The following is a 12655-nucleotide window of genomic DNA, read 5'->3' as shown; positions in this document are numbered from 1 at the left end:
AGTCCTGCCCTGCAACGAAGCAGAGCCCCGTACGAAAGCCCCCGCACACTACGATAAGAGTGGCCGCCCGTAGGGCAGTAAACGCGCTTTTTGGTTACTTTTTGCCGCTCGGGCAAAAAGTGACCCGCCCAGGAGGGCGGAACCCAGCTGTTCAACGGCCGACAGCATGTCATCAACAGCGACAACGCAGCTTCAACGGCCGACAGCATGTCATCAACAGCGACAACGCAGCTTCAACAGCCGATAGCTTGTCACCAACAGCGATCGCCGAGGCACAGCTCAAAAACCTCCGATACCATAAACTTGGCAATCCCCGCCACGCCAAGCAAACCATGCTAGCAATCCTGCGCAAAACCACCGACGCGCTGTTCGATACAAACCGGCGCTTTCGGCAAGCCAGGCTGTTTCACGCCACGCGCGTCGCGCTGGCATTGCTGGCGTCAATTGCCCTGACCACCGGCATCGACATCCCGCATGGCGAGTGGGCCACCATCACGGTGCTGGTCGTGATCGGCGGTCTCCAGCATCACGGTAATATCCGCCGCCGCGCCGCGGAACGCGGGATCGGCACCCTGATCGGGGCGCTCATCGGCCTGGCGCTGATCGTGCAGCAGTCCTTCTTCGGCTGGCCATTGCTAACCTATGCGCTGCTGGCGCTGATCTGCGGCTATTGCGCGTACCATGCCATCGGCCAGGGTGGCTATATCGCGCTGCTGGCGGCGATTACCGTGGTGATTACAGCGGGCCATGGCGAACAGAATATTGCCGACGCGTTCTGGCGCACCGCCGATGTGTTTATCGGTACCGCGATCGCACTGGTGTTTTCCTTCGCGTTGCCAGCCTATGCTTCATATTCATGGCGCATCCGCCTGGCCGGGCTGTTGCGCGCAAGCATGGCGGTCCACACGCGGATGCAGCACGGCTTTGCCGATGCTGCCGAGTTGCGCGCGGCCATGATCGACCTGGGAGCGAAGCTGATCCCGCTCCGCGGGCTGATCCCCTCGGTGGCCAAGGAGACCGGTGTACCGGCCGCCGAGTTCGAGGAAATCCAGCATGGCGCGCGCGTCTGTATCAGCGCGCTGGAACTGATGGCCACGATCGAGTTTGAGGGTGGCTTGCGGGAGGGGGACGATGCGGGCATCGACGCCACCTTGCTGGCCCTGGCCGACGCATTGGAAAGGGGCCAGGCACCATTGCCAGCGCCAGCACAACGCGCCGCCGCGGCGGTGCCGGAGCATGGGCCGCTGCCGATCATGGCTCGGCAGTTGGCCGGCGAGCTGGCCAGCCTGCGCGCCAGGCTTGACCGGCTCAGCAGGCGGTATGGCTTTCCGTACGCCGCGGGCTAGTAGCCCTTGTCAGCGCGACTTGTCGGCTTGCTTGTCGACCTGTGCGCGCAGCCGCTCTTCCTGTTCGCGCAGTTCAGGCGTGAATTCGGCGCCGAAATCCTCGGCTTCGAACACCGGGCGGATCTCGATCTCGGACTCGCCCTCCATGGGATTGGGGCAGCGCTTGACCCATGCGATGGCCTCGTCCATCGATTTGACCTGCCACAGCCAAAAGCCCGCGATGAGTTCATTGGTCTGCGCAAACGGGCCATCCATCACGGTCCGCTCCTTGCCGGAGAAGCGCACGCGCTTGCCCTTGACACTCGGATGCAGGCCCTCGCCGGCGAGCATGACGCCAGCCTTGACCAACTCTTCGTTGAAGTTGCCCATTGCCGCCAGCAACTCCGTGCCCGGCATCTTGCCGGCTTCGGAATCGCTCGTTGCCTTGACGATTACCATGACGCGCATTGTCTTCCTCCTTTGAAGGTCTGGCTGCCGCCAGAGGGCGGCAGGAGCAAGTCAGCATAGGTGAAATTCACACCACCTTCAAATGACGCCGCTGGCGCATTGGAAAGCCCCGACGATCACCCCGCGATCAGCTTGAGGCCCGCGGGCAGCGCTTCTCCGAATATCCGTCCCTCGTCCGCGGCATTGAGCTCAACGACCTCGCGGACCATGGCGATCCAGCTTTGCGGCGCGTTGGCGGCTTCGAGCCGACGTACCACCTCGGCCCGCGTCTCATCAGGGAGGTCGCGGGTGCGGTCACCGGTCATGCGCGCGATCTGCACGGCGGCGAACGCGGCGGGCTCGACCTTCTTCCAGTCGAGCGCGAGGATTGCGTCGGCCCATGCCGTGGCGATCTCCGCCGGCACGACGCTGTGCGCGCTGCCATAGAACGGCATGCGCGCGCCAATGCGGCCCACCGCCCACCAGGCCAGGCTGTTTTCCGATGGCTTGCGCAGCCGCGTCAGCAGCCAGGCGGCCAGCTCGATCTTGGTGTCGGCCGACAGGCGTTCCAGCGATCCGGCCAAGCGCACCATGTCGGCATAACCGCCCCGGGTGGGACCGGAAGGCTTCTTGTAATGTCCGCTGCCGGGCGGCTGCAGGTAGAACGCCATGTCTTCGAACAGGCGCAGCTGCGCGCTTTCATCGAGGCCACCGGCAGCGCGCCGCCACAATGTCCACCATTCCGACCAGTTCTGGGTTTCGTTGACGTACTGGATGCCCTGGTCGTACTGCGACCAGAGTTGCTCGACGCGCCATTCGTCCAGCGGATAGCCGAACCCCGGCCGCACGCAATAGCCCGCCAGGTTCAGCCACAGGCGTTCATGGTCGGCCGTGCGGCGACGGCGTTTGGCGCGTTCCCAGAACGGACCGAACAGCTCGCGCAGCAGGGCGCTGTCCCATTGCTCGCGCGCGCCCAGTACCTGCTCCAGTTGCGCACGCAGCCGCTTGACCTCCTTGGGGCCCACGTCCTGCGAACGGGCGCCAAAGGTGCGGTCGATTGCCTCGATGGCTTGCGGCAGCGACGGATGGGCCGTCGCGGGTGCTGGCGCATCCGCCGGAGCGTCGTTGCCGCGCAGCTGGAACTCCAGCCGCCAGCGTTGCGCGGCATCGGCAACGTCGATGCAGTGGACTTCGAGCGTGCCCACCTCGGTCAGCGACGTGCGGATCTGCACCGGTGTCTCGCGCGGGCCGCGGGCGCCGCGCGCCGGCACGACGGTGGCGATCGGCGGCAGGCGCACGAAGTCACCCGCGGACAGGTCTACCAGCTCACCTGGCTGGTAGACGGTATCGGCGACGGATGACACCAGATGGAATTGCACCGGGTGTCCGACCCGCAGGGCAAAGGTACGCTCGCTGAGTTGGACCTCATGGCCTTCCTCGGTGCCCTTGGGCAGCAGGCAGATACCTTGCTGGCCCGTCGCACCGTCGTCGAGGACAAGGAAGTAGCTGCGCGGCGAACCGCCACCGATGCGCGGTGCCTGGCCGCTGCGGGCCCTTGCATAGGCCACCGCGCCGCGCGCCACGGCGATATCGGGGTCGGCGTTGTGCAGCACTTGCAGCGGCGCACCGCGCCACGCGCCCAGCGTCTCGGCGATGCGGCCTGCCAGCGCTTGCGCGCGGAATACGCCGCCGTTGAGCAGCAGGGTGTCAGGAACGGGCAGGGCATCGTCCTGCGCAGGCGGCGCTTCCAGGGCCATGCGCGACTGCACGGCATGCTGCGAGAGAAAGCCCGCGACGTGCCGCGTCACCGCCGGATCGGACGCGTATGGCAGGCCGAACTCGACGATGGCACCTCGCGCGCGGCCGGGCCGTTCTGCGGATGCGACCTTGGGAAAGAAACCGTCGACAACGAGTTGCTCGACTTCCTGCCGCGTCACCTCCACCGAGCGCGCGCCGCCGATCAGCTTCGAGCCGGCACCGAGCAGCGTGACCGTGACAGACTCCGGCGCCTGCGCGCTGAGCAATTGTTCCTTGGCGGCGCGGCTGCGTGCCACCAACTGCGACAGGCTGGAGGCCGATAGCCGCTGGCCCGCGCCGAGGCGTGCTTCGACCAGATGCGCGAGCGCCAGGTCCATGTTGTCGCCGCCGAGCATCAGGTGGTTGCCCACGCCAATGCGCGTCAATTGCGGTGTCAACTGCGGCTGCCCGTCCTGCATCTCCACCCGGATCAGCGTGAGGTCAGTAGTGCCCCCACCGACGTCGCAGATCAGCACCAGGCGTGTCTGCGCGAGATCGGTGTCCAGCGTCTGGCGATGATGGAATAGCCAGTCGTAGAGCGCAGCCTGCGGTTCTTCGAGCAGGCGCAGCGCGGGCAGCCCGGCCAGGCGCGCCGCCTCGAGTGTCAGCGCGCGCGCGCCTTCATCGAACGAAGCAGGCACGGTAAGGACCACATCCTGCTGATCGAGCGGCGCATCGGGAAAACGGTGGTTCCAGGCCGCGGCGACGTAGCCCAGGTAGCTGGCGCTGGCGACCACCGGCGAGATCTTGTCGGCGTCGTCGGGTCCGCCCCACGGCAGGATGGGCGCGGTCCGGTCGACCGAGGCATGCGACAGCCAGCTCTTGGCGCTGGCGACGAGCCGGCCGGGCACCTGGGCGCCCAGCGTTGCCGCCAGCCGGCCGAACACGGTCCGGCGCGCGGCGGCGCTGGCGGCGCTCTGCCAGGGGAGCTGCAGGTCATTACCGCTGAGCTCGCCCGGTGCCGCGTGGTAGCGCACCGAGGGGAGCAGCGGACGCGCCGCGACTTCGCCGGGGCTGACCAGCTGGTCGATATCGAACACGCGGATATCGTCCGACCCGGCCCTTGCATAGGCGACGACCGTATTGCTGGTGCCGAGGTCGATACCGACGACGTACTGCTTCGGCGAAGACGCTGCCTCAGGCATCGGCGCTGCCGCGCACGTCGAACTCGACCTTCCAGCGCTCGCCGTTGCCGCGCGGCACGGCTTCCAGCTCCAGCGTGCCGGCCTCGGTCACGCGCGCATGCAGCCTGACCGGCACGACTTCACCGGCGGTGCGGCCTTCGGCGGGCAGGGTCGCCTGGATTTCCTCCAGCTCCTGCAGTTCTTCCGGACCCCAGAAATCGAGCAAGGTGCCAACCTGGTCCTGGCGCCGCACCGACGAGCCGAAGAAGCGGAAATGCACCGGCTCGCCTACTACCAGGCCGAATTCCTGCGGCGGCAGCGCGGCATCTGTGCCTTCTTCCATGCCGAACGGCGCCACGCACAGCGCCTGGATCGGCGGCTCGAAGCCGGGCACGGCCGGCATCGACGATTCCACCGCGACATAGTAGGCGCGCGCGGTACCGCCGCGGATGCGCACGCCCTTGCCGCGCCGAACATAGCCGTAGTAGGCCGCGCCGCGTGCGACGGCCAGGTCCAGCTCGGCGCCGCCCAGCAGCCGCGCCGGTGCGGCGCCTTCGCCGGCGAGCCAGCCGTTGAGGGTCTGCAGGATGCGCTCGACCAGCAGTTCAGACTTGAATACGCCGCCGTTGAACAGCACCGCGGTCGGATGCAGGAAGGTCGCGCCTTCGGGCTGCGCGCCCTGGAAGCCTTCCAGTTCGGCCAGCGCCGCTACCTGGCGGCCCAGGAACGCGGCCAGGTGGCGCGTGATGGCCGCGTCTTGCGCGTACGGCAGGCCGAGCTGCGTCAGGCCGGCGCGCGCGCGGCTGACCGGCCGGGCCGAGGCATCGACCTGCGGGAAGAAGCCTTCCAGGATGGTCTGCGTCAGCTCGGCGCGGGTCAGGTCCGTGCGGATCGAACCGCCGATCAGCTTCGAGCCGCGGCTCGGCACGACCAGCGGCACGGTATCGGTGGTGGGGTCGGTCAGCAGCGTTTCCTTGGCCGCGCGGCAGGCGTAGGTCAGCGCGCGCAGCTGCCACGGATCGGCCTGCGTGCCTTGCGCGGCCAGCTTGCGCGCCACTACGTGGGCCAGCGCCAGATCCATGTTGTCGCCGCCGAGCAGGATATGGTCGCCCACGGCAACTCGGTGCAGCTCCAGGTTGCCGTCGCGCTCGATCACCGCGATCAGCGACAGGTCGGTGGTGCCGCCGCCGACGTCGACGACCAGGATGATGTCGCCGACCTTGACCTGCTTGCGCCACTGGCCGCCGCTTTTCTGGATCCAGCTGTACAGCGCGGCCTGCGGTTCTTCCAGCAGGGTCATGCGGGCATAGCCGGCCGCGGCGGCCGCCTCGGCGGTCAGCTCGCGCGCGGCGGGGTCGAACGATGCGGGGATCGTGACCGTGATGTCCTGCTCGCCGAACGGCGCGTCGGGATGGGCCTGGTCCCAGGTTTCGCGCAGGTGGGTCAGGTAGCGCACCGACGCCTCCAGTGGCGACACGCGCGACACTTCCGGCGGCGCGTCGGCGGGCAGGATCTGCGCGCGGCGGTCGACGCCGGGGTGGCACAGCCAGCTTTTCGCGCTCGACACCAGGCGGATCGGCGTGGCCGCGCCGCGGGTGCGCGCCATCTCGCCCACGGCGAAGTCGCGCTCGGCGGTCCACGGCAGCGCCAGGTCGCCGGGCGACAGCTCGCTTGCGTGTGGCAGGTACAGGAAGGAGGGCAGCAGGTCGAGGTCTTCGACGGCCCCCGGCGCGGTCAGCTGCGTGATGGCCTGTACGTCCTGGCTGGTCTTCTCGCCATCGCTGGCGGCCAGGTCGACATAGGACAGCGCGCTGTGGGTGGTGCCCAGGTCGATGCCGATGGCGTAGCGGGCTTCGCTCATAGCTCGACCTCGGCCGGGGCGATCACGGTGGCGTCATGGCGCTCGGCCACGCGCGGCAGGCGCACGTCCTCGACCTTCCAGCCGCGGTGGCTGATGCTGCCGTGGAACGGTGCGCTGCCGACCACGTTGCCGGTCAGGCGGATGGCGGTGGCGTCAAAGCCGTCGGCCACCGTCACGCGGCTGCCTTCGGCTTCCTCGCGCACCGGGCGGATGGTGAAGTGCTCGCGCAGCACCGCGCGGCAGCCGTCATGCACCAGGCGCGCGGCGGCGCCGATTTCCGTGTCGGAATAGCGCGCGATGTCTTCCTCGACGAAGTCGACGAAGCGGGCGTCACGCTGCAGCAGGCCCAGCAACTGCAGCGCGGCCACCGGGCTGGCTTCCTTCAGCGCGGGGACCTCGGGCGCCGCTCCCGGGACCGGCGCGGCGACGGGTGCCGGCGCCGCGGTCTCGCCGTTGCGCAGGCGCTTGATGCCGGCTGCGAGCTGGCCGTTGCCGAGGATGGCGAAGAAAGTGCCAACGGCAAGCGAAACCCTGCCGAAGAAAGATAGGTTCGAGTCAGTCATGAAAAAGCTCCCGTGGCCCGTCGGGGCCACCCAGACCGGGATTTTGCCCTAACAAGTGTGTCAGCCGGCCAGTTTGCGACGAACCGGCCACGGCAGCTTCCCATCCGCCGCCCGGTGCACGCCGGCCGGCCGGAGATCAAGCGTCCCGCAGGTAGGTCATCAGCCGGTCCGCGCGGCTCGGGTGCTTGAGCTTCTTCATGGCCTTGCTTTCGATCTGGCGGATCCGCTCGCGCGTGACGTCGAACTGCTTGCCGACTTCTTCCAGCGTATGGTCGCTGGCCATGTCGATGCCAAAGCGCATGCGCAGCACCTTGGCTTCGCGCGGGGTCAGTTCATCCAGCATCTCGCGCACGACCGCGCGCAGGCCGGCCTGCAGGGCGGCATCGGCCGGCGTGGCGTTGTCCGAGTCGGCGATCATGTCGCCCAGGCTGGTGTCGCCGTCCTCGCCCACCGGCGTTTCCATCGACACCGGCTCCTTGGCGATCTTCATGATCGAGCGGATCTTCTCTTCCGGCATCTCCATGCGCTCGGCCAGCACGGCCGGATCCGGCTCCTTGCCGGTCTGCTGCATGATCTCGCGCGACAGGCGGTTGAGCTTGTTGATCTGCTCGATCATGTGCACCGGCACGCGAATGGTCCGGGCCTGGTCGGCGATGGCGCGCGTGACGGCCTGGCGTACCCACCAGGTTGCGTAGGTGGAGAATTTCCAGCCGCGGCGGTACTCGAACTTGTCCACCGCCTTCATCAGGCCGATATTGCCTTCCTGGATCAGGTCCAGGAACAGCAGGCCGCGGTTGGTGTACTTCTTGGCGATCGAGATCACCAGGCGCAGGTTGGCCTGCGTCATCTCGTGCTTGGCCTGGCGCATCTGGCGCTCGGCGGCCAGCATCTTGCGGTTGACCGACTTCAGCTCGGCCAGCGACAGCGTGGCGCGGGCCTGGATGTCGATCAGCTTCTGCTGGTGCGCCTCCAGGTCGGGCAGGGCGCGCGCCACCGCGGCGCTGTACGGGCGGTTTTCCGCCGCCAGTTCCTGGCCCCAGGCGAGGTTGGTTTCATTGCCGGGGAAGCGGGCCACGACGTCCTCGCGCGGCATGCCGCAGCGCTCGACCAGCAACTGCAGCACCTGGCGCTCGACGGCGCGCACGGCATCGACCATCGACTGCACGTCGGCGCACAGGCGCTCGATGGTCTTCGCGGTGAAGCGGATCGCGCGCAATTCTTCGCGCACCATGTCCCTGGCGGCCAGGAAGGCTTGCGACTGGGTGCCGTCGGCCGCCTCTTCGTTGCGCATCACTTCGAACTGCGTGGCCACGCGCGCAAAGCGCTTCAGGCATTCCTCGCGCAGCTGCGCCGTGTCGGTGTCGGCGCCGGCCTGCTGGGTCGAGCCTTCGTCGGCATCGTCTTCGCCGCCGTCTTCATCATCGGCGCTGACGCTGGTGTCTTCGCCCTCGTCGTCAGCGGCGGGAGCTGCAGCAGCCTCTGCAACGCTTTCGTCGCTCAGGCCGTCGACCAGGTCGTCGATCGCCATGTCGTTGGCAGACACCCGCTCGGACAGCTCCAGGATCGTCGCGATCGTCGACGGGCATGCCGAGACCGCATGGATCATGTTGTTCAGGCCGTCTTCGATGCGCTTGGCGAGTTCGACTTCCTGCTTGCGCGTGAGCAGCGTGGCCGAGCTCATCTCGCGCATGTACATGCGCACGGGATCGGTGGTGCGGCCGAATTCGGAGTCGACGGTGGACAGCGCCACCTCGGCCTCTTCTTCGGCCTGGTCGTCAGAGGCGACCGCCGGGCCGTCGCTGAGCAACAGCGTTTCGGCATCCGGGGTCTGCTCGTAGATCTTCACGCCCATTTCGGCGAACGTGTTGACGATGCTTTCCATCGCCGCCGTGTCGGCGAAATTTTCCGGCAGGTGGTCGCTGATGTCGGCGTGGGTCAGGTACCCGCGCTGCTTGCCCAGCTGGATCAGGGCGCGCAACTGCTGGCTACGCGCGGCGGCCTCGGCCGAGGGATCAGGCTGTGCCGCGGACCCGCCGGGGGTCTGGCCTAGGCCCTTGATGGCTCCTGCATCTCGTGATTTGGCTGCCGTACGTTGTGCGCCGCTTGTCATTGACTGCTTTTTCCTTCGTGAATGGCAATTCGACGGCAGCGCGCACGCTTCGCGTGCATCCGGTCCTGCTGCCGAGGCTAAAGAGGGGGTTCGTTATGGCTATGGCGAGGGGCCGCAAAAAGGGGCGCGCCGTGGCCTTCGAATCGGGGCCCGACATTGTACAGCCATTGCTGCGTCGCAGCACCTTGTGGTCGCATGGAAGGTACTGTGGACTTGCCCGAACGGCGTAATCGGTGTATGCACCGGCCCATTTTACGGGTGCTCAGAAAGCCATGCGAGGGCAACATGCGACACATCGGTAGCGCCTCAGCTTGAAACACATTGAAGATATAGCTTAGGCCACCGGGCTAAAATCAGGCACGCGACGCAAGTCGGCTACTGTGTCGAACAGCCCCCAATGCCCATGAACATGAGAACGATCACGATAGCGCTGCTGCTTGCCGCATGCAGCGTACCGGCCCAGGCAAGCCTTGCGTCGGACGCACGCACGTTCAAGCAAAACGTCAAGTCCGCGGGCAAGCAAGGTGGTCACGCCGTGCGCGATGCGGCGCATGCCGTCGGGCGTGGCGCCAAGGAAGCCGGCCATGCCGTCGCGGGAGCGACAAAGCAGGGCTGGCATGCGACGAAAAAGGCAGTAAAGGGCAGCGACTAGCCAGTGCAGGCCGTTCACCAACGCCCCGACATGAAGACCGGCCTTGCCCAGGCCTGGCTGAGCTTCAGTGCGCCAGTGGCCGCCGCGCGGGCCGCGGGCCGCCCCGTGGTCGCGCTGGAATCGACCATCATCGCCCATGGCATGCCTTACCCCGAGAACGTGCGCACCGCCCGCGAAGTGGAGGCCCTAATCCGCGGCCTCGGCGCCGAGCCCGCGACGATCGCCGTGATCGGCGGGCGCATCCGCATCGGCCTGTCCGACGACGAGCTGGAACTGCTAGGGCGCTCCGGGCAGGCGCACAAGGTCAGCCGGCGCGACCTGCCGGCGGTGCTGGCCAGCGGCGAACTCGGCGCCACCACCGTGGCGGGAACGATGATCTGCGCCGCGCTGGCGGGCATCGAGGTGTTCGTCACCGGCGGCATCGGCGGCGTGCACCGCGGCGCGCAGGAAACCTTCGACATCTCGGCCGACCTGCAGGAACTGGCCAGGACCTCGGTGGCGGTGGTCTGCGCCGGCGCGAAATCGGTGCTGGATATCGGCCTGACGCTGGAATACCTGGAGACGCATGGCGTGCCGGTGCTCAGCTGCGGACAAGACAACGTCGCGGCCTTCTACAAGCGTGACAGCGGCTTCCGCGCGGATTACCGGCTGGATGATCCGGCGCAGCAGGCGCGCTTTATCCGTGCCAAGTGGGATCTGGGCCTGGCGGGCGGCGTGGTGCTGAGCACGCCAGTGCCAGAAGCCGCGGCCATGGCCTCGGCACAGATCGATGCCTTGACCACGCAGGCGCTCGCCGAGGCCGCCGCGCAAGGCATCACCGGCAAGGCGGTGACGCCGTTCCTGCTGGCCCGCATCAAGGCGCTGACTGCCGGCGGCAGCCTGGCGACGAATATCGCGCTGGTCAAGCACAACGCCGAGGTGGGCGCGCGGCTGGCCCTGGCGCTGGCGGCCACCGGAGCGCTGGCGAACTACGACAACCCGCAGGACAACCCGCCGGGCACGCCATGAACGCCAATGCCCCCGCACCGCTGAATTCCGACGACCTGGCCTGCTTTGTCTGCGTGGCCGGCACGGGCAGTATTTCGCGCGCGGCGCTGCAGCAGGGCGCCGACCAGTCCACGGTCAGCCGGCAGATCGCGCGCCTGGAAGCCAGCCTCGATACCCGGCTGTTTCATCGCTCCGGCCGCGGCATGATCCTGACGGAGGCGGGCCAGACCCTGCTCGGCTATGCGCGGCAGGTCTCGGCCACGCTGGCCGAGGCGCGCGAGGCGATCCGGGCATCGACCGCGCAAGGGCCGGCGCAGCTGATCATCGCGGCACAGCCGACCATCGCCAACACCGCCTTTGCCAGCATCGGCACGGCCGTCAGGCAGCGTTTCCCGGAGACCCGGCTGCGCTTCGTCGAAGGGCTGGCCAGCCCGCTGCTGGCCTGGCTGGCGGAAGGCGAAGTCGATGTCGCGCTGCTCTACCTGCCCGACCAGCACGGCGCGCTCAAGGTCGACGTGCTGCTGGAAGAAGACCTGACACTGGTTACGCCAACGTCGTGGAGCCATATCGGGCCGACGTTCTGCTGCGCCAGCCTGGACGAGGTGCCGCTGATCCTGCCCAGCACCGGCCACGGGCTGCGCGTGCTGGCCGAGAACCTGGTGGCGCGCGCCGGCAAGTCGCTGCAACTGGCGATGGAGTGCGATGCGTCCAATGCCGTGTCGATGCGGCTGGTGGAGGATGGCTGCGGCGCCACGCTGCTGCCGTTCGCCGCGGTGGCGGACCGCGTGGCGCAGGGGCGGCTGCGCTGCGCCAGGCTGGTCGAGCCGGTGGCGACGCGACAGGTCGCGCTGGCCACCGCACGCAACCGGCCGCCGCTGCCCGAGCTGTGGGACATCCTGCAGACCGTGCGCCAGTCGGTGCGCAATACCGTGATGTCGGGCGCGTGGCCAGGCGCCCGGCTGGCTTGAACGTTTCGGCTGGCCGCGGCGCTCAGTCGGCAAACCGCTCGCGCAGTGCCTGCGTGGCCTGGCGCAGCAGTACGTGGTCCAGTCCCACTGCGACAAAGCTGGCGCCCATGTCCAGGTAGCGCCGCGCATCGGCCTCGACCGGCGTCAGCGTGCCGACGGCCTTGCCGGCCTGTCGCGCGGCCCGGAAGATGCGCTCGACTTCAGCCTGCACCTCGGGATGATTGGGATTGCCGAGATGGCCACAGGCCGCGGCCAGGTCATTGGGGCCGATGAAGACGCCATCGACGCCTTCCACCGCGCAGATTTCTTCCGCGGCATCGACGCCTTTCCGGCTCTCGATCTGCACCAGTACGCACAGGTTGTCGTTGATCTGCTCGAAATAGCCCGGCATGGTGCCATAGCGGTTGCTACGCTGCGTCATCGCCACGCCGCGCGTGCCCAGCGGCGGATAGCGGGTCGCCGATACCGCCTGGCGCGCCTGCTCGGCGCTTTCCACGAACGGGATCAGGAAGTTGTAGAAGCCCAGGTCGAGCAGGCGCTTGAGGAGGATCGGGTCGTTCCACGCGGGCCGCACCACGGGGGCGCTGACGCTGTCCTTCAGCGCCATCAGCTGGGGCAGCAGCGTCAGCGGGTCGTTGGGGGCATGCTCGGTATCGAGCAGCAGCCAGTCGAAGCCGGCCACGCCGACGATCTCGGTGGTCACCGGGCTGGCCAGCGAGCACCAGCAGCCGATCTGGCGCTGCTGGCCGAGCACGGCGGCACGGAAGGTATTGGGCAGCGGCGAATACGGTGCGCGGGGTTGGTTAGCCGGGGGCATGCGG

At 67.9% G+C, this 12655-nt stretch carries 10 protein-coding genes; 4 read left to right on the top strand and 6 right to left on the bottom strand.

Annotated features, from left to right (window positions below):
• Nucleotides 1–1346, top strand: a 1346-nt coding sequence (locus tag ACIP1U_RS24430; protein ID WP_400320483.1) for an FUSC family protein, incomplete at its 5' end; no start/stop codon positions are given.
• Between the two features lie 9 nt (nucleotides 1347–1355).
• On the opposite strand, the gene ACIP1U_RS24425 is transcribed toward ACIP1U_RS24430, so the two are convergent.
• The 5 genes from ACIP1U_RS24425 to rpoD all read right to left on the bottom strand — a co-directional run bounded on the left by ACIP1U_RS24425 (nucleotide 1356) and on the right by rpoD (nucleotide 9227).
• On the bottom strand, nucleotides 1356–1793 hold the full coding sequence (locus ACIP1U_RS24425; RefSeq protein WP_400320481.1) for a YciI family protein: 438 nt from the start codon (nucleotides 1791–1793) through the stop codon (nucleotides 1356–1358).
• A 116-nt stretch (nucleotides 1794–1909) separates the two neighbouring features.
• On the bottom strand, nucleotides 1910–4714 hold the full coding sequence (locus tag ACIP1U_RS24420) for an Hsp70 family protein (protein ID WP_400320478.1): 2805 nt from the start codon (nucleotides 4712–4714) through the stop codon (nucleotides 1910–1912).
• Nucleotides 4707–6554: an Hsp70 family protein gene (locus ACIP1U_RS24415; RefSeq protein WP_400320476.1), complete on the bottom strand. Its 1848-nt coding sequence runs from the start codon at nucleotides 6552–6554 to the stop codon at nucleotides 4707–4709. Before ACIP1U_RS24415 ends, ACIP1U_RS24420 begins: the two co-directional genes overlap by 8 nt.
• Nucleotides 6551–7117 carry a DUF2760 domain-containing protein gene (locus tag ACIP1U_RS24410; RefSeq protein WP_400320473.1) on the bottom strand — a complete coding sequence of 189 codons (567 nt, stop codon included), beginning with the start codon at nucleotides 7115–7117 and terminating at the stop codon, nucleotides 6551–6553. The genes ACIP1U_RS24415 and ACIP1U_RS24410 overlap by 4 nt, the downstream gene beginning before the upstream one ends.
• 136 nt (nucleotides 7118–7253) lie before the next feature.
• Complete coding sequence (gene rpoD, locus ACIP1U_RS24405; protein WP_400320470.1) at nucleotides 7254–9227, bottom strand: RNA polymerase sigma factor RpoD; 1974 nt, start codon at nucleotides 9225–9227, stop codon at nucleotides 7254–7256.
• A 403-nt stretch (nucleotides 9228–9630) separates the two neighbouring features.
• Between rpoD and ACIP1U_RS24400 the strand changes: the two genes are divergently transcribed.
• The 3 genes from ACIP1U_RS24400 to ACIP1U_RS24390 are packed head-to-tail and all read left to right on the top strand — an operon-like array spanning nucleotide 9631 to nucleotide 11834.
• Nucleotides 9631–9879, top strand: coding sequence for a hypothetical protein (locus tag ACIP1U_RS24400; protein WP_400320468.1), 249 nt, complete (start codon nucleotides 9631–9633; stop codon nucleotides 9877–9879).
• Nucleotides 9880–9909: 30 nt separating this feature from the next.
• Nucleotides 9910–10887: a pseudouridine-5'-phosphate glycosidase gene (locus ACIP1U_RS24395; protein ID WP_400320465.1), complete on the top strand. Its 978-nt coding sequence runs from the start codon at nucleotides 9910–9912 to the stop codon at nucleotides 10885–10887.
• The gene (locus ACIP1U_RS24390; protein ID WP_400320463.1) at nucleotides 10884–11834 is read left to right on the top strand and encodes a LysR family transcriptional regulator; all 951 of its coding nucleotides are present in this window, start codon (nucleotides 10884–10886) and stop codon (nucleotides 11832–11834) included. Before ACIP1U_RS24395 ends, ACIP1U_RS24390 begins: the two co-directional genes overlap by 4 nt.
• A gap of 22 nt (nucleotides 11835–11856) precedes the next feature.
• Here ACIP1U_RS24390 and garL read toward each other — a convergent pair whose 3' ends face one another.
• The gene (gene garL / locus ACIP1U_RS24385; RefSeq protein WP_400320461.1) at nucleotides 11857–12651 is read right to left on the bottom strand and encodes a 2-dehydro-3-deoxyglucarate aldolase; all 795 of its coding nucleotides are present in this window, start codon (nucleotides 12649–12651) and stop codon (nucleotides 11857–11859) included.
• Nucleotides 12652–12655: the final 4 nt, after the last annotated feature.

The sequence above is a fragment of the Cupriavidus sp. NPDC089707 genome, from assembly GCF_044748965.1.
GTDB lineage: Bacteria > Pseudomonadota > Gammaproteobacteria > Burkholderiales > Burkholderiaceae > Cupriavidus.
Note: the sequence above shows the minus strand (reverse complement) of the source record. Positions and strands in the feature narration are given on the sequence as shown.

Coding starts and splice junctions, on each gene's coding strand:
- ACIP1U_RS24395 (WP_400320465.1), top strand. CDS start 9,910: ATGAAGACCGGCCTTGCCCAGGCCTGGCTGAGCTTCAGTGCGCCAGTG.
- ACIP1U_RS24410 (WP_400320473.1), bottom strand. CDS start 7,117: ATGACTGACTCGAACCTATCTTTCTTCGGCAGGGTTTCGCTTGCCGTT.
- ACIP1U_RS24400 (WP_400320468.1), top strand. CDS start 9,631: ATGAACATGAGAACGATCACGATAGCGCTGCTGCTTGCCGCATGCAGC.
- ACIP1U_RS24425 (WP_400320481.1), bottom strand. CDS start 1,793: ATGCGCGTCATGGTAATCGTCAAGGCAACGAGCGATTCCGAAGCCGGC.
- garL (WP_400320461.1), bottom strand. CDS start 12,651: ATGCCCCCGGCTAACCAACCCCGCGCACCGTATTCGCCGCTGCCCAAT.
- rpoD (WP_400320470.1), bottom strand. CDS start 9,227: ATGACAAGCGGCGCACAACGTACGGCAGCCAAATCACGAGATGCAGGA.
- ACIP1U_RS24415 (WP_400320476.1), bottom strand. CDS start 6,554: ATGAGCGAAGCCCGCTACGCCATCGGCATCGACCTGGGCACCACCCAC.
- ACIP1U_RS24420 (WP_400320478.1), bottom strand. CDS start 4,714: ATGCCTGAGGCAGCGTCTTCGCCGAAGCAGTACGTCGTCGGTATCGAC.
- ACIP1U_RS24390 (WP_400320463.1), top strand. CDS start 10,884: ATGAACGCCAATGCCCCCGCACCGCTGAATTCCGACGACCTGGCCTGC.